We start from the raw sequence: 17,449 nt of genomic DNA, 5'->3' as shown, positions 1-17,449 counted from the left end.
TCTTAATAGTAATACTAACACATATTATTCTAATCTATATATCTTGTTTATAAAAATTGATAAATTTACACTATAATTTCAAAAAATACCTATAAGGACAAAACAATGTTTGGAAGAACTGAGTTAAAAACATACGATTTAAGTGCTGATGAGTTAGCTAAGCTGCAATGGGCAAAAGTATCAACTGCCAAAGGTGATATTTGGATAAAATTATATCCTGAGGAAGCTCCAAACACAGTAGCAAACTTTGCTCATTTGGCAAATACAGGTTTTTACAACGACCTTAATTTTCATCGTGTAATTCCTGGATTTATGGCTCAGGGCGGTTGTCCTACCGGAACCGGTACAGGCGGACCTGACTGGGCTATCCCTTGTGAGACTTCCGCTAACACTTCTGTTCATAGAAGAGGAACTCTTTCAATGGCTCACGCCGGACCAAACACTGGCGGAAGTCAATTTTTCATAACTTTTGTTGCTACTCCACATTTAGATGGTGTTCACACAGTTTTTGGTGCGATAGAAGAAGATGATGCGGATAGCTTTGCAGTTCTTGACTCAATAGTTGGTGAAGATGCAATCAACTCTATCGAAGTTTTAGAAACTCGTTAATTTATGAAAAACATCTCACCGATGGTTGTAGCTTTAGTGAGAGCAATTATAAAGTAGCTTTGCTGCTTTATAAGGAGACATTATGCTAGTACACATCTGTTGTAGCGTCGATAGCCACTTTTTTTTACAAAAGCTGCAACAGGACTTTCCCGAGGAGAAGCTAACAGGCTTCTTCTACGACCCAAATATACACCCATATTCAGAGTATCAGCTTCGCTATCTTGATGTTGAACGCTCATGTAAAAAACTCGGTATTGATTTACTTGAAGGTCCATATGATTTTGAAGCTTGGATGCAAGCGGTAAAAGGTTTGGAAAATGAACCTGAAAAGGGCGCAAGATGCGAAGTATGCTTTGACAAACGCTTTGAAGTCAGTGCAAAAAAAGCTTTAGAACTTGGCGAGAAAAAGGTGACTACAACTCTGCTTGTAAGCCCTCTAAAATCACAAGAACAGCTCAAACGCAGCGGCGATATTTTTCATGAAAAATATGGAGTAGAATTTATTGCTGTTGATTATAGAGCCGGTGGCGGTACACAAGACCAGAGCCGTGTGACAAAAGAGGAGCAGCTCTACCGCCAAGACTACTGCGGATGTATCTTCGGACTAACTATGCAAAGAGAACAGCAAGAGCGTCTTATGGACGAGATGTTCTCTCCAATCTCAAATCAAATCCTCCCTGCTTCTATTGAAGAGAGGCTTGACATGTACAAGTATCGTATGGAACTTGAAGATAAAAATATAGAGTATAGAATCATTAAGCAGAAATTTTTAAATTATCGTCAATTTAACTTTAAACTTATCAAAGGTAAAAAAGAAGTTATTCCTGCTTATGCACTTTCATATTCAAGCTTGCCAAGAGGTAAAGCACAAGGTCGAATTGAATTTGAAGATAAAAACATTTATTATTTCAACCGAGAAGAGATAAAATTTGTAACTTTAAAATTTTTCAACTCTACATGTAAAACTGATTATAAAACTATAAATGAACTTATTTTCAATCCACCAACTATTGAAGAAGAGCTAAACTTTAGAAACACTATGACATGTACAAATTATGATTTAAGCCCAATTGTAATCGTTGATGAAATTCCGCTTACAAAGCTCACAGTAGAACTTAATGCAAAAACTTATGAAGATGTCAGAGAAAAACTAATCATTATATAATCTTTTTTTAGGTAAAATAACCAAAATTATTATAAAGGCTTCTGCTTATGACTATGGATGTTGTTGAAATTCAAAAAATTATACCTCACCGTTACCCTTTTTTACTTTTAGACAGAGTTACTGATATCAAAGAAAATGAATCTTTAATCGGCTATAAAAATGTAACTATCGGAGATAATGTATTTCAGGGTCACTTTCCCGGTCACCCGATTTACCCTGGTGTTATGATTTTAGAAGGAATGGCTCAAGCCGGCGGAATCTTGGCATTTAAAAGCATGGGTGATATGACTGAAGAAGAAGCCGCTTCAAAAGTTGTATATTTTATGAGTATTGACAAAGCAAAATTTCGCGCTCCTGTTAAACCAGGAGACAAGCTAGAGTATCGCATAAGTGTTATCAAAAACAAAGGTGCCATCTGGATGCTTGACGGAAAAGCTTATGTTGATGATGCTTTAGTTTCACAAGCTGAATTAAAAGCTATGATTGTTGATAAATAATGAGTAAGATTTCTCCACTAGCCATCATTGAAGATGGTGCAATTATAGGTAAAGATGTTGAAATAGGACCTTACTGTCTTATCTCTGCGCAAGCTACTATTGGCGATGGAACCAAGATAGACCAAAATACCTCAATCTATGGCAAAACAACTATCGGTAAAAACAACCATATATTTTCACATGCTGTTATCGGTTCTGTCCCACAAGATTTAAAATTTGCAGGCGAAGATGTTGAACTTATCATAGGCGATAACAACAAAATCAGAGAATTTACACTTTTTAATCCAGGAACAAAAGGCGGTGGCGGCAAGACTATCATCGGCTCACATAATCTTTTTATGGGTTATGTTCATATCGGTCATGATGTAATTATAGGCAATCACTGTATTTTGGCTAATGCTGCAACACTAGCAGGACATGTTGAAATGGGAGATTACGCTGTAATTGGCGGAATGACTCCAATACATCAGTTTGTACACATTGGTGATTATGCGATGGTTGCAGGTGCATCTGCTTTAGCTCAAGATGTTCCTCCGTTTTGCATGGCTGAGGGAAATCGAGCAACACTTAGAGGCCTTAACTTAACAGGACTCAGAAGAAATCTTTCACGAGAAGATATAGATGAAATCAAATCAGCATACAGAGAGCTATTTGAAAATGGAAAACCTTTAAAAGATGTTGCAAATGAACTTCTTGAAAGCAGTAACAATCATCATGTTCATGACCTTTGTCACTTTATACTAAAAACTAAAAGGGGTATCCCTTATGAGAGGAAAAATATATGATTCATAGAACTTGTAGTTTTTGTGATGCTCCTGAGAGCGATGAAAACCCGCTGATAGCCGGAAATGGAGTCTACATATGTAAAAACTGTGTAATTTCCGCATATAAGATTATGTTCGGTGATGACTCTGAATCGGCATCTGCTGAAGATAATGACTTAGTTGATGCAGTTATAAAGTTGATGACTCCCAAAGAGTTAAATAACTTTCTAGGTGACTATGTTATTGGTCAAGAGCGAGCTAGAAAACTCGTAAGTGTAGCAGTTTATAACCATTACAAAAGAATCTTTAAAACTGATGCAGTAACTGATGACGATACAGAAATCACAAAATCTAATGTACTTCTGATTGGACCTACTGGAAGCGGAAAGACTCTTATGGCGCAAACTATTGCAAGAGTTTTAAATGTTCCTATTGCAATTGCTGATGCAACAAGCCTGACAGAAGCCGGATATGTTGGTGAAGATGTTGAAAACATTCTGACTAAACTTATTCAAGCTGCAGATGGTGATGTTGAAAAAGCTCAACAAGGAATCGTTTTTATCGATGAAGTAGATAAAATATCTCGTATGAGTGAAAACCGCTCTATAACTCGTGATGTTTCCGGAGAAGGTGTTCAACAGGCACTTTTAAAAATTATCGAAGGTGCGATGGTTAACATCCCTCCAAAGGGCGGAAGAAAGCATCCAAATCAAGAATTTACTCAGATTGATACTACTGGAATACTATTTATTTGCGGTGGTGCGTTTGATGGTCTTGATGAGATTATGAAGAAAAAACAGGGTGAGAATGTTTTAGGCTTTGGTCAAGAGAAAAAAAGTAAAGATGAGCAAAAAACTACTTACGCTATGGTTGAGCCTGATGACTTGGTTAGTTATGGTCTCATTCCTGAGCTTGTTGGTCGTCTCCCTATTATCGCATCTTTAAATGAAATAACAGAAGATGACATGGTTCGTATTTTAACTGAGCCTAAAAACTCTGTTATCAAACAATATAAAAAACTTTTTTCAATTGACAATGTAGAACTTAACTTTGAAGATGATGCACTAAGAGCTATTGCAAAGAAATCTATAAAAAGAAAAACTGGTGCTCGCGGTCTTCGTGCAATTTTAGAAGAAAATATGATAGATATCATGTATGAGCTCCCAGAATATAGCGGATACGAAGTTTTAATAACAAAAGCCGTAATTGACGATGGTGAAGCTCCTGTTTACATCAAAAAACAAACAAAACAAATAGCATAAGGCAGTATAAATGATATTTAATAAACTAGTTGGTCTTTTTTCAAACGATTTATCAATAGATTTAGGAACAGCGAATACGATTGTTATCGCAAAAGGTAGAGGTATCATCATTAATGAGCCTTCTGTGGTTGCAGTTAAAACAGAAAAATATGGACAACAAAGAGTTTTAGCGGTTGGGCAAGAAGCAAAAGATATGGTTGGTAAAACTCCGGGAAATATCAAAGCAATTAGACCTATGCGTGATGGAGTTATCGCTGACTTTGACATGACTGAGAAAATGATTAGAAAGTTCATAGAAAAAGCGCACGGCAGAAGCAGCCTTATCAGTCCAAGAATTATTATCTGTGTTCCTTATGGTCTTACTCAAGTTGAACGCAAAGCCGTTCGTGAATCAGCTTTGAGTGCAGGTGCAAGAGAGGTTTTTCTTATTGAAGAACCTATGGCAGCGGCAATTGGTGCAGGTGTAGAAATAAGAGAACCACAAGGAAATTTAGTAGTTGATATTGGTGGTGGTACAACTGAAATTGGTGTTGTTTCACTAGGTGGTCTTGTACTTTCAAAATCAATCCGTACTGCCGGAGATAAGATAGACCAAGGCATAATCAACTATGTTAGAAAAAAATACAACTTACTTATCGGTGAGAGAGTTGCTGAAGAGATTAAAATAACTATAGGTACTGCTGTTACACTCGATGAAGAACTAGTAATGGTAATAAACGGTAGAGACCAAGTAGAAGGACTTTTGAGTTCTGTTGAATTGACAAGTGAAGATGCTAGAGAAGCGATGAGAGACCCTCTTAAAGAAATTGGAGAGGCTCTTCGTGATGTACTAGAGCAGATGCCTCCGGATTTAGCAGGAGACATAGTAAACCATGGTATTATATTAACTGGTGGTGGAGCTCTAATCCGTCAACTTGATAAATATTTATCTGATATTGTAAAAATTCCTGTATATGTTGCTGATGAGCCTCTGCTTGCTGTTGCTCGCGGAACTGGCCGTGCACTAGAAGAGATAGACCTACTACAAGAACTTTTTGACAATGACTAAGGGGCTGTTTAGCTTTTTATTTATTTTTATTGCGCTCCTCGTGAGTGCACTGTATTATACAAATATAATACAATCACCATTTATTTCTATACTTAATAGCATTAAAATAAACTACCACGATAGCACAGAATTCATACAAAAAACTATCGATAAACACTTTTTTCAAGCAAAGCATATAGCAGAACTAGAAGAAAAACTTCAAAAATATGAAAACAACCATCTTGTAATGCAACAACTTGCTTCTGAGATTAATGACTTATTTCAAGAGAATCATTCGAGTATTAAGACAGATCCAAAAGTAGAACTTGTAAGAACTATTTCTTATCAAAAATTTGCAGATTTAAATAGAATCTGGCTAGAAGTGCCTGATTATAATTCATCTAGGGTATATGGCCTTACATATAAAGAGTTAGTAGCAGGAATTGTTGTCTCAGAAAATGGAAGAGCTTTAGGCCTTTTAAACAGAGATATAAAGAGTTCGTACGCTGTTTATATTGGTGATTCAAAAGCACCTGGAATCGCTCATGGCAACAGTGCAAAAAACTTAGTTGTTAAGTTTATTCCGGCATGGTTTTCTATAAAAAAGGGAGATGAAGTTACAACTTCTGGTTTAGATGAGATTTTTTTCAAGGGGCTAAAAGTTGGAACCGTAATATCTGTTACAAAATCTCAAGGTTACCAAAATGCTGTTATAGAGCCATACTACAAAGCCAATGACCCAAACTATTTTCATATGATAAAAAAAGTTAAGTAAAGCTAACAAAACTCATCAAATCTTAAGTGCTTTTTGCCTATAATAAACAAATTTTTTTATGTACAAATATTAAAGGTAAAAAATGCCAAAACGCACCGACATTCATACTATTTTACTTATAGGCTCCGGTCCAATAATTATTGGTCAAGCTTGTGAATTTGACTACTCCGGAACTCAAGCAGTTAAAACTTTAAAAGAGCTAGGTTATCGCGTAGTTCTTATCAACTCTAATCCAGCAACTATTATGACAGACCCTGAGTTTGCTGATAGAACCTACATTGAACCTATCAAAGAAGATATAATCGCTAAGATTATCAAAGATGAAAAAGTTGATGCCGTACTTCCAACGATGGGCGGACAGACTGCGCTAAATGTAGCAACAAGCATGTATGAAAAAGGAATGTTGGAGGGAGTAGAGTTTTTAGGTGCATCTCCCGAAGCTATCCACAAAGGTGAAGACCGTTCAGCTTTTAATGAGGCTATGATAAAAATTGGTATGGATTTACCAAAAAGCAATAATGCATACAGTGTTGATGAAGCAATAGCTGTAGCAAAAGAGATTGGTTTCCCGGTCATTAGCAGAGCTTCTTTTACACTTGCAGGTGGTGGTTCAGGTGTAGCATACAACATGGAAGAGTTTAAAAAATTGGCACAAGAAGGTCTCTCGGCTTCTCCAGTTGGTGAAATTGAAATTATGGAATCTATGCTAGGTTGGAAAGAGTATGAAATGGAAGTTATTCGCGACAAAGCGGATAACTGTATTATCGTATGTGCAATTGAAAATTTTGACCCAATGGGTGTTCATACCGGAGATTCTATTACAGTTGCACCCGCTCTTACTTTAACTGACAAAGAGTACCAAAGAATGCGTAATGCTTCTTTTGACATTTTAAGAGAGATCGGTGTTGATACCGGTGGGTCCAATGTTCAATTCTCAATTGACCCAAAAACAGGCAGAATGATTGTTATTGAGATGAATCCTCGTGTAAGTCGCTCATCTGCATTAGCTTCTAAAGCTACCGGCTATCCTATTGCAAAAGTAGCAACACTTTTGGCTGTTGGTTTTACTCTTGATGAAATTACGAATGATATTACAGGTACTCCTGCTTCATTTGAACCTGTAATTGATTATGTTGTTACAAAGATTCCTCGTTTTACTTTTGAAAAATTCCCAGAGGCTGTAAATACACTTAGCACAAGCATGAAAAGTGTTGGTGAAGTTATGGCAATTGGTAGAACATTTAAAGAGTCTTTGCAAAAAGCTCTTTGCTCACTTGAGACCGGTCTATGTGGTTTTGAACCTATAGATGCTGATGATGCGTTTGTTAAACATGAAATCCGTCGTCCAAATGCAGAGCGCATTCTTTATGTAGCTGAAGGTTTCCGTCGTGGAATGAGCGTTGAGGAGATGTTTGACACATGTCAAATCGATCCATGGTTTTTGTGCCAAATGCAAGAGATGTTAGAATCTGAGACTACTATTACAGATAAAATCCTGTTTGATGCAGAGTTTATGAGAAGCATCAAGGTTGATGGTTTTTCGGATAAAAGAATTTCTCAATTAATAGCTAAAAACTCAAATCAAAATGTTAGCGAAAATGAAGTTTACGAAAAAAGAAAAGCTTTGGGTGTATCTTTAGAATTTAATGAAGTCGATACATGTGCAGCTGAATTTGAAGCATTAACACCATATCTTTACTCAACTACAAACATCACTAAGCTTCCTAATGTAACTAGTCGTGTAAGTGACAATAAAAAAGTTCTTATACTTGGCGGTGGACCAAACAGAATCGGTCAAGGTATCGAATTTGACTACTGCTGTGTTCATGCGGCATTTGCTCTAAAAGAAATGGATATTGAGTGTATCATGTATAACTGTAATCCTGAAACGGTTTCTACTGACTACGACACCTCAGATGTACTCTATTTTGAGCCAATTGACTTTGAACATGTACGAGAAGTTATAGAAAATGAGCAGCCAGATGGAATTATTGTTCACTTTGGTGGACAAACTCCGCTAAAACTTGCAGATGGACTTACTAAAATAGGCGCTAAGATTGCAGGTACTCCATCTGCTGTAATCGATCTTGCAGAAGATAGAGAGCAGTTCTCTGATTTTGTAAACAAACATGGACTTAAGCAACCCGCAAATGGATTAGCAAGAACAAAAGAAGAAGCTCCTGCAATTGCTGAGAAGTTAGGTTTTCCTGTTCTTGTTCGCCCATCTTTTGTTCTTGGTGGACGCGGTATGAAAATCGTTTATTCCCAAGAAGAACTTGCAGAGTATATGACATTAGCAATAAGCGTTTCAAATGAAGCTCCGGTTTTAATTGACAAATTTCTTGACCAGGCAATTGAACTTGATGTTGATGCTATCTGTGATGGAACTGATGTTTATATCGGCTCTGTTATGCAGCACATCGAAGAAGCCGGAATTCACTCTGGTGACAGTGCATGTTCACTTCCTCCTGTAAATCTTTCTGCAGAGATGATTGAAAAAGTAGAGCAACAAACTAAAACAATCGCTCTTGGGCTTGGAGTCGTAGGACTTATGAATGTTCAATATGCAATCTTTCAGGATGAAATATATCTAATCGAAGTTAATCCAAGAGCTTCAAGAACAGTTCCTTTTGTATCTAAAGCTACCGGCATGCCACTAGCCAAAGTTGCTACTCGTGTTATGGTTGGGGAAACTCTTAGAGATGCCCTTGAATATTATGACAAATATAGCATAGTTCAAGAAGTAAACGGTCTATTAAAGCCAAAACTTAAAGGTCATGTCTCCGTAAAAGAGGCAGTATTTCCTTTCCATAAGCTTTATGGTGCAGACTTGGTTCTTTCTCCTGAGATGAAATCAACCGGTGAAGTTATGGGAATCAGTTCAAACTTTGGTATTAGTTTTGCAAAAGCTCAACTCTCTGCCGGAAATAAAATCCCAACAGATGGAACATGCTTTTTATCTTTTGTAGATACAGACAAACGACACGCTCCTGAAATAGCAAGCGGACTGCATAGACATGGGTTTAAACTTGTAGCAACAAAAGGTACTCAAGCTATAATAGAAGAAGCGGGCATTCCTTGTGAAGTAGTTCTTAAAATCTCTGAGGGTCGTCCAAATATTGAAGATAGTATGAAAAATGACGAAATCTCAATGGCAATCAACACTTCAGACAACAACACCTCTAAAAAAGACGCTGTAGTAATTCGCCAAGAGGTACTAAAAAGAAGTATTCCATATTTTACTACTCTTAGTGCTGCGAGAGCACTAATACTTGCACTTGACGAGATGAAAGATGACTCATGGTCAGATGTCAAAGCACTACAAGACTTTCTAGCTTGAGATGTCACAAATAATCCTAACTCAAACCGACACTACTGTCGGTTTTTTATCTCAAAACAGCAAAAACCTTTATGAGATTAAGTCCCGCTCTGCTACAAAACCATTTATAAAAGTCTACAGTAACTTCAAAAGTTTTTTAGAATCCGGCAATAGAGTTTCAAATAGTAATAAAAAATTAGTTCGTAGAGCTAAAAAAACAACATTTATAGTAAAAAATAGAGCATTTAGAGTTGCTGCGACTACATTGAATTCTCAAATACTAAGAGACTCCTCTTGGCACTACTCAACTTCTGCCAACAAAAGCAATGAAAGTTTTAACAGGGAGTTTTGTGAATCAAAAGCTGATATAATAATAGAAGATGTTAATGGACTTGTTGAAAAGAGTTCCTCGGCACTTATAAAAATTAATCGAAACAAGAGGATAAAGCTAAGATGACTAAAATTTTACAAGCACTTTTGACCGGTATGTTTTTTACATTTATTTTTGATTTTTTTATATTTTTGGGGATTCAGCAGAACTACATAGATTTTTATAATATAGACCTATACTACAATATTTTATTTGCAGACAATCAAAACCTGTATATCTTCTTTTTATTTTCAGTTATATTGGGCTTTATTATTATTTATCTTAATAATGACAAAATCAGTATTGCTATAATAGGTTTTTTATCTATACTTGCAATGTCAACCCTTATTCCAAGCGTTGGATATACTGTTGGTGAAATGCTGTTTATGACAAAAAACACAACACTCAAAGACAGCAGGTATATATATCATGGTGATATTTATTATGATGGAAGAAAACAGATAACATTTTACGATTATGAATTAAAGAAAACTATACTATTAAATAAAAAGGATTTGAAATAGTGAAGCATATTTCTAGCTTAGCCGGTGGCGTTGCACTTGGAAGTGCGGGTGTAATAATGATGAGTGTTCTTAGCGGCTGTGAAGCACCGCAAGAACAGATGAAAAATAGATACCTTGTAATTGAACAACAGACAAACGGAAAATATGTTGTAGTTGAAGAGATGCCTACAGAAGGCCCAAATAGAGCAATAATTCGTGAAAAAGACGAAAATGGCAATATAGTTGAACGCTTTATGAATGAAACCGAGATGAAGGCTCTTGCTGAACAAGAGTATCAAAAAGTACAAGATGGCACATCTGAGACAGTTCAAAGTGGTGATAGTAGTACCGGTATGGGCTTAGGAGGAACTATACTTGCTGTTGCTGCTGGTTCACTTATGGGTAATATGATTGGCAATGCTCTTATGAATAATAAAAACTTTGCCAACAGGTCTACTTCAGTAAATAAAAGTGCTTACAGCCGTTCAGCTGCAGGTAAAGCGGAGAGAAGCAGAACTTCATCAAAAAAAAGCTTTTTTGGCAGCAAGAGCGGATCTTCTTCTTATGGCAGCAGAAGATTTGGTGGTTAAAATTGATTAAATTACAAAAAGTAAATCCTCTAGAGGATAAAACACTAGATGAGCTAGGGTTTACTTGGCATACAGATGTTGATGGAAGTAAATATGTAAGTGATGAATTGGTTCAAATATCTCAAAATGAAGCAGAAGCATATTATAAAGCTGCAAATGAGATATATGACATGTATGTAGAAGCTGCAGAATATGTCATTCAAAATGACCTTTTTTTTGAACTTGGAATCCCTTTTAATCTTATTGATATAATCAAAAAATCTTGGGAAAATGATGTTCACTGGCATATATATGGTAGATTTGATTTAGCAGGCGGTATTGACTCTCAGCCAATAAAACTTATAGAGTTTAATGCAGACACCCCTACAGCACTTTTTGAGACTGCCCTGCTTCAATGGGCACTGCTAAAACAAAATAATATGGATGAAGAAAAACAATTCAATAATGTTTATGAAGCTATTCAAAACAATTTTAAAAGGCTTATTACCCTTTTTGAAGATACAGAACTTTTCAATGAAAGATATGATGGTTGGAAGATACTTTTTTCATCCACAGAAGGCAATGATGAAGAAGAAGCTACGACAAAGCTGCTTCAACAGATTGCCACTGATGCAGGTTTTAACACAGGTTTTGAGTACCTGCAAGATGTAAAGTTTGATGAAAATGGAATCTTTGATGCCCAGGACAACCAGTACGAGTACTGGTTTAAACTATACCCTTGGGAAGATATTGCATCTGATGAGCCAGAACTTGCAACTACTCTTACAAATATCATACAAAATCAAAATGCCATCATACTCAATCCGGCATATACCCTGCTCTTTCAGTCAAAAGGAATGCTTAAGATATTGAGTGATCTGTTTCCTGACTCTCCATACCTTCTTAAAACCTTTTTTGAGCCGCTTAAAGGTGTTAAACAGGTTGAAAAAACTGTTTTTGGCAGAGAAGGCGCCAATACAAAAATAATCACCTCTGACGGGACTACTGTAGAGCAGATAGATGGTCCATATGATAACTATAAAAAAGTTTATCAAGAGTATGCAGATTTTAACAAAGATGAAAATGGAGCGAAATACCAAGCCGGCGTTTTTTTTGCATATGAAGCATGCGGACTAAGCTTTAGAAAAGGCTCAGAGATTATGGATAATATGAGCAAGTTTGTTGGACATGTTATAGTTTAAGTTATCCAAGTTCATCTAATGTTGGTAAACCAAAACTTTCCGTATTTTTTTTCATAAAATCAATCTCATAATCTAAAGCATCTAAAAGAATGTCTAAGGTTTTTATGGATACTGAAGCCACCAGACCTCTTTCAAGCTTACCAAGAGTTACTCTGGAAATCCCAGATATTGTAGCTAACTGCTCTTGCGTGAAACCTTTATCTTTTCTCAATTCTTTAATTTTCTGTCCAATTTCGAATAATTTCATCCGGTATCTCCTTATAACTTTTTTCATTTAGCGACAATCTCCAGCTATCTATAATTTTACAAGCTATATCATCAAAAGTTTTATTATTACTTTTATACGCCTCAATCTCTTCTATAATTTTTTTTAAAGCATTATTGCACTCTTCGTAAAAAACAGTCGCGTTACTTAGTGATAGATAACAATGATTTATTCCGAATTTAATCAGCTCTTTTTTACCAAACCAAATCTTTTTTCCAAACATTGTTAAAGCAGGTTTATCTTTGAAAATATAGGCAGTTGTATTTACAATATCATAAGCTGGCGCAAAATTTATGCTCTTAAATTCACTATCATAAAGAACACCAAAATTTTTTAAATGAGCATCTCCATTTTTTAGAAGATAACTCATAACTATAGTTTTATATAGCTGACTCATAGAGGTTTCTTTGTCTGTAGAAACGGTATAAACAGTTTTTGCTATCTGCTCATAACTGCCACTATATTTTTTATCTCTATTTTTTCCTAAAAGTACCAAAACCTCTTCAAAACCCAGATACTCAGCACTTTTTTTGTTATAATTAAACTTCTCCACCAATAAAAACTTTTTGTTAATAGATAGTCGTATATTTGGAACACTAACTCCAGCATACTTGACTGCCTTCATACAAAAATATTCATTTTCAGCAAGATATGGATACTCTTCTCCCCATGTCTTAACAATATACTCTTTAAGTGATAAACTCTCTTTATCTTTTATAAGAGCTAATGTTTTTGGCTGAACACCAGATATAGCATTTTTATCTAAAAAAGTTTTTAATAATTTCATAAATGTATCTTCACTATCATTATTTAAAATTTCATCAATATCTACACCTTTAAATAATCTTTTGTCAAAATCACTTTCAAAGGTCAGTCTACTCTCTATATTTGGTGCTAAATATGAAAAAACTAAAAAATCATCTATATAACCATATTCTTTAGAAAGATATTTTTTAAAGATTTCAAATAAGTAGCCCTCTGGCAGATTCATTTCAAAGATTGGATGTAGATAGTGTTGCCATGAGTATGTGGATTGTTTATATGGCATAGTAAGAGAGATTGGAGCACTCTTTTTTACATAATTAAAACCATATTCTCGTTTTTTCTTATCAAAAAAAAGTGTACCTATTTTATCATTGTTAATTAATACTTTAATGTCATTCATAAAATTTCCATAATGATAAATTTACTTGTCATTATGGCATAATAATGTTTAAATGTAAAGTATTATTATCATTAATTACTTTTTACAGGCACTTGCAGTTAAGTTATCTCTATTTTTTTCAACTGTTTTTTTTCCAATACCTTTAACTTTTGCCAGCTCATCTATGCTTTTGAAACAGTTTTCAGCTCTAAACTCTATAATGGCATCAGCCTTCTTAGCACCAACACCACTCAAACCACTCAACTCTTTTACATCTGCTGTATTTATATCTACAGCTCCTAATAGTAAACTAACTCCAAGAAAAATCATTGCTAAAATTTTCATTTTAACTCCTTTGTTTTAATTTGGAGCAGTATACAATAAAATTAAATATTTTTTAATTTTATTGCAAATTGTCATATTTTTCTAATTATTTTTCTGATGATTGAACTCCGGCACTATCTCTTTAAGTTTTGACAATTTATCTTTACATGTCAATAACTCCTCTATGTCGCTATTTAACTTATCTATATCATACTCTGTCGGACTTGCAACTGTAATAGACTCATAATCAGTTTTCGTATCGCTATCATCTATCAACAACTCTTCATAAAGTTTTTCACCTGGACGAAGTCCTGAAAACTCAATCTCTATGCCTTCTCGCCCACTAAGTTCAATCATTTTTTGTGCCAAATCAACTATTTTGATTGGTTCACCCATATCTAGGATAAATATCTCTCCACCAGTTCCAATTGCTCCAGCTTGAAGTACAAGTTCACATGCCTCAGGAATAAGCATAAAATATCTTGTAATATCAGGATGAGTTACGGTAATATTTTGACCATTTTCTATCTGAGATTTAAACTTTGGTATAACACTGCCACTTGATCCTAAAACATTACCAAATCTAACTGCCACTATATCCGTGCCTTTTCCATTAGAGTTTTGAGCATATAGTTCACAAATCCGCTTTGTTGTTCCCATAACATTTGTCGGACGCACTGCTTTATCAGTAGATATCATTACAAGTTTCTTTACGCCATATTTTATAGATGTGTCGATGACATTTTTTGTGCCTACTACATTGTTTAATATACCTTCTTGTATATTGGATTCTACCAACGGTACATGTTTATATGCCGCTGCATGGATAACTATATCCGGCATATAATTTTTAAATGTTTTATCTAAAAATTCTTTATCAACTATATTTTGCATAACGAGTATAGTCTCAACATTTTTAATATCTTCACTAATAGCATATAGATTATATTCACTATGATCTAAAAGTATAAGTTTTTTTGCGCCAAATTTTTCACACTGTCTGCATATCTCACTACCGATACTACCACCAGCGCCAGTTACTAAAATAGTTTTATTTTTTATAAAAGATGATATTTTATTTTTATCCAAATCCTGAGGATGACGAGCTAATAAATCTTCTACAGAGATATCTTTTAACTGAGTAGAAAAATCTTTACCTTCTAGTATCTCATCCAGGGATGGCAATACTTTTATTTCTCTAAAATATCCTCCAAAATCATTATAAATATCTTTAATTCTAACTTTTGTGGCTGATGGCATTGCTATAACTAATAGGTCATATTTTTCATTACCGATTTTAGCTTTTAGCTTTTCTTTTGAAAGTACCTGAATTGAATCAATTGAACGGTTTTGAATAATTTTATCATCATCTACAAAATATTTAACTTTAAATTCTGTTTGCGTAAATTCTGACTCTAGCTTTACACCAGCTTTTCCAGCGCCATATATAACTACTGACTTCGTTTTTTCAATACGACTTTTATTGATTATATAGTAGTAAAGATACATAATAAAATTAATGCTAAAAAGATACAAGAAGAGTTCTGAGGCTAAAAATGCGAATCTAACTTCACCATAAAATATGGGAAGATAAACAAAAAATGCACTTATGTATACAACACTTTTAATTATAAATGTTTTTTGAGAAGCTTTTGACCATGAAATGGAGTAATCATTAAAAATAAGTAACGAAAACAGTATACGAATAGCAATTACACTAAGTACAAGTTTGAAATCAAACGGCATATGGAATATAAAAAAAGTCCACCAAAATGTGATACAAGTCAATATGATTATTACTAAAAAATTTAATATTCTTTTGTCTAAATAAAACACTAAAATGCCTTTTTATTGTCTACAAACTTTACAATTGCATAGAGTAGCATAAGTGACACACAGAATGCAATCAATACATTTGAAATTAAATACACTATGCATAATAATAAAGCATTCCCTAAAATAGAAAACACTACTACCCTGCTGTGAGTCCATCCACTTTGCGTCAATCGTTGATATGCATGTTTTTTATGAGCTTGAGATAATTTTTCTTTATTTTTATATCTTCGATACAGAGTTAATGTCGCATCAAACCAAAACAATCCAAACATAGTAATCCAAACCCAAAGATTTGCACTCTCGATATTTGCATAATAAATAGTAAATACGGCTATGTTATATCCAAGAAGCGTACTACCAACATCACCCATAAATATTTTTGCTTTATGCCAGTTCCAAATCAAAAATCCAAAAACAGCCGCTACTAAAACTAAAAAATAACTTTGAGAGAAAAGTAAATATCCAGCTAGTCCTAAAAATATAGCTTCACTTCCAGCATATCCATCTATGCCATCTAAAAAGTTGTAAAGATTTATAAACCAAACTATCATGAGTATTGCAAATATATTTGTAACTATCTGATTTTCTATAGAGAATACAACTAGATCAATTTTTTCTAAACCACCTAAAAAGTACAAACCAATAAATGCAACTAATATTTGTGTAGCAAGCCTAACTTTGGCACTAAGTTCATATAAATCATCAAGATAAGAAACTATGGAAATCATTGCACCCGCTAACAACGCTAAATACAAAGAACTATTTATATCGTTGATATAATATAAATATGATATTCCGATAAACCAAGTAATAGCTATGGCTATTCCACCGCCATGAGGAGTTGGCGTAGTATGAGAACTTCTGTCATTTACTTCTGCTACAAGAGATTTCTTAATAGCATAATTTTTTATAAGATATGTAAGAGTAAAAGAGATAAGAAATAAAACTATGTATATCATCTATTTTTCTCCATGTATCATAAACCTTATGCCATCATCTACACTGTATAGATTTTTATGACTAAGCCTCTCTTTTGTAACTCTGTTATCTACTTCTAAACTTTCGTACAGCCTTTTATAAAAAGATGGTTTTACTAACTTCAAAATCTCTTTAAAAAGTGGAATTTTTACAAGATATACTTTTTTGTTAAGCTCTTTAGCAATAAATTCAATTAACTCTGTAGTACTTAAAGGTTTATCGTCACTAGCCAAATATATACCGTTAATTTGTTTTTGTATAATAATATCTATTAGATGGCATAGATTTCCAACATAAACCATACTTCTTTTATTTTTTATGTTCGCAAATGGTAAAATTGATACTTTTTTTACAAGAGACATTAAATTTTTAATGTTAGCCTTAACTCCGTAACCATAGACGATAGGAGTTCTGATTATAGAAACTGTAAAATCATCATCTTCAAGTTTTTGTAACTCTTTTTCAGCTTTTAGTTTACTTTTTCCATATTCATCTTCTGGCTTACACCGACTATTTTCTTTGTAAGCTATATTTGTCTCTTCGCCGTACACTTTAACCGTACTCATAAATATAAAATGCATTACTCCATTTTCTTTAGCTTTTTTTGCTAAATTTATAGTTTGAGTCACATTTACTTTTTCATACTCTTCTTGATCAGCTCCACCCATTTGATGAACAAGTGCTGAAAGGTGAACTACCGTATCTATATTATTAAAATCTAAATCTACAAAATTATTATTTAGAAATGAAAAAGTTTTTATGTTATATTTTTCGCTGTACTTACTTATAAAATAACTTCCTACAAAACCATTTGAACCTGTTAATAAAATATTCATAATA

General features: G+C 34.2%; 18 protein-coding genes. 12 read left to right on the top strand and 6 right to left on the bottom strand.

The genetic code is table 11. From position 1 onward, the window contains the following. The first annotated feature begins 105 nt into the window (after nucleotides 1-105). From OQK60_RS06140 to OQK60_RS06085, 12 genes are all read left to right on the top strand, one after another. Nucleotides 106-609, top strand: a complete 504-nt coding sequence (locus OQK60_RS06140) for a peptidylprolyl isomerase (RefSeq protein ID WP_297685168.1) — start codon at nucleotides 106-108, stop codon at nucleotides 607-609. An 82-nt stretch (nucleotides 610-691) separates the two neighbouring features. Further along, nucleotides 692-1,774, top strand: a complete 1,083-nt coding sequence (locus tag OQK60_RS06135) for an epoxyqueuosine reductase QueH (RefSeq protein ID WP_297685166.1) — start codon at nucleotides 692-694, stop codon at nucleotides 1,772-1,774. A 47-nt stretch (nucleotides 1,775-1,821) separates the two neighbouring features. Further along, nucleotides 1,822-2,271, top strand: coding sequence for a 3-hydroxyacyl-ACP dehydratase FabZ (gene fabZ / locus OQK60_RS06130; protein WP_297685164.1), 450 nt, complete (start codon nucleotides 1,822-1,824; stop codon nucleotides 2,269-2,271). Continuing rightward, complete coding sequence (gene lpxA / locus OQK60_RS06125; protein ID WP_297685162.1) at nucleotides 2,271-3,056, top strand: acyl-ACP--UDP-N-acetylglucosamine O-acyltransferase; 786 nt, start codon at nucleotides 2,271-2,273, stop codon at nucleotides 3,054-3,056. The genes fabZ and lpxA overlap by 1 nt, the downstream gene beginning before the upstream one ends. Beyond that, complete coding sequence (clpX, locus tag OQK60_RS06120; protein WP_297685160.1) at nucleotides 3,053-4,297, top strand: ATP-dependent Clp protease ATP-binding subunit ClpX; 1,245 nt, start codon at nucleotides 3,053-3,055, stop codon at nucleotides 4,295-4,297. Before lpxA ends, clpX begins: the two co-directional genes overlap by 4 nt. Nucleotides 4,298-4,307: 10 nt before the next feature. Then, nucleotides 4,308-5,345 carry a rod shape-determining protein gene (locus OQK60_RS06115; RefSeq protein WP_297685158.1) on the top strand — a complete coding sequence of 346 codons (1,038 nt, stop codon included), beginning with the start codon at nucleotides 4,308-4,310 and terminating at the stop codon, nucleotides 5,343-5,345. Then, complete coding sequence (gene mreC / locus OQK60_RS06110) at nucleotides 5,338-6,099, top strand: rod shape-determining protein MreC (RefSeq protein WP_297685208.1); 762 nt, start codon at nucleotides 5,338-5,340, stop codon at nucleotides 6,097-6,099. Before OQK60_RS06115 ends, mreC begins: the two co-directional genes overlap by 8 nt. Nucleotides 6,100-6,181: 82 nt before the next feature. After that, nucleotides 6,182-9,439, top strand: coding sequence for a carbamoyl-phosphate synthase large subunit (carB, locus tag OQK60_RS06105; protein ID WP_297685156.1), 3,258 nt, complete (start codon nucleotides 6,182-6,184; stop codon nucleotides 9,437-9,439). A 1-nt stretch (nucleotide 9,440) separates the two neighbouring features. Continuing rightward, nucleotides 9,441-9,875, top strand: coding sequence for a Sua5/YciO/YrdC/YwlC family protein (locus OQK60_RS06100; RefSeq protein ID WP_297685154.1), 435 nt, complete (start codon nucleotides 9,441-9,443; stop codon nucleotides 9,873-9,875). Continuing rightward, nucleotides 9,872-10,312 carry a hypothetical protein gene (locus OQK60_RS06095; RefSeq protein ID WP_297685152.1) on the top strand — a complete coding sequence of 147 codons (441 nt, stop codon included), beginning with the start codon at nucleotides 9,872-9,874 and terminating at the stop codon, nucleotides 10,310-10,312. Before OQK60_RS06100 ends, OQK60_RS06095 begins: the two co-directional genes overlap by 4 nt. Further along, on the top strand, nucleotides 10,312-10,881 hold the full coding sequence (locus OQK60_RS06090; RefSeq protein ID WP_297685150.1) for a hypothetical protein: 570 nt from the start codon (nucleotides 10,312-10,314) through the stop codon (nucleotides 10,879-10,881). The genes OQK60_RS06095 and OQK60_RS06090 overlap by 1 nt, the downstream gene beginning before the upstream one ends. A 2-nt stretch (nucleotides 10,882-10,883) precedes the next feature. Next, nucleotides 10,884-12,062 (top strand): glutathionylspermidine synthase family protein, encoded by a 1,179-nt coding sequence (locus OQK60_RS06085; protein WP_297685148.1) that lies wholly within the window; start codon nucleotides 10,884-10,886, stop codon nucleotides 12,060-12,062. Nucleotide 12,063: 1 nt separating this feature from the next. Here the strand turns inward: OQK60_RS06085 and OQK60_RS06080 are convergent, their stop codons facing one another. From OQK60_RS06080 to OQK60_RS06055, 6 genes are all read right to left on the bottom strand, one after another. Beyond that, entirely contained in the window at nucleotides 12,064-12,309 is a 246-nt protein-coding gene (locus OQK60_RS06080) for a helix-turn-helix transcriptional regulator (RefSeq protein ID WP_297685146.1), read from the bottom strand. Further along, nucleotides 12,278-13,492: a type II toxin-antitoxin system HipA family toxin gene (locus OQK60_RS06075; protein ID WP_297685144.1), complete on the bottom strand. Its 1,215-nt coding sequence runs from the start codon at nucleotides 13,490-13,492 to the stop codon at nucleotides 12,278-12,280. Before OQK60_RS06075 ends, OQK60_RS06080 begins: the two co-directional genes overlap by 32 nt. A gap of 75 nt (nucleotides 13,493-13,567) precedes the next feature. Then, entirely contained in the window at nucleotides 13,568-13,816 is a 249-nt protein-coding gene (locus OQK60_RS06070; protein ID WP_297685142.1) for a helix-hairpin-helix domain-containing protein, read from the bottom strand. 81 nt (nucleotides 13,817-13,897) lie between these two features. Continuing rightward, nucleotides 13,898-15,631, bottom strand: a complete 1,734-nt coding sequence (pglF, locus tag OQK60_RS06065; RefSeq protein ID WP_297685140.1) for a UDP-N-acetylglucosamine 4,6-dehydratase (configuration-retaining) — start codon at nucleotides 15,629-15,631, stop codon at nucleotides 13,898-13,900. Beyond that, nucleotides 15,631-16,590, bottom strand: coding sequence for a glycosyltransferase family 4 protein (locus tag OQK60_RS06060; protein ID WP_297685138.1), 960 nt, complete (start codon nucleotides 16,588-16,590; stop codon nucleotides 15,631-15,633). Before OQK60_RS06060 ends, pglF begins: the two co-directional genes overlap by 1 nt. Further along, the gene (locus OQK60_RS06055) at nucleotides 16,591-17,445 is read right to left on the bottom strand and encodes an NAD-dependent epimerase/dehydratase family protein (protein ID WP_297685136.1); all 855 of its coding nucleotides are present in this window, start codon (nucleotides 17,443-17,445) and stop codon (nucleotides 16,591-16,593) included. Nucleotides 17,446-17,449: the final 4 nt, after the last annotated feature.

The sequence above is a fragment of the Sulfurimonas sp. genome (assembly GCF_026196735.1).
Taxonomy (GTDB): Bacteria; Campylobacterota; Campylobacteria; order Campylobacterales; family Sulfurimonadaceae; genus Sulfurimonas.
Note: the sequence above shows the minus strand (reverse complement) of the source record. Positions and strands in the feature narration are given on the sequence as shown.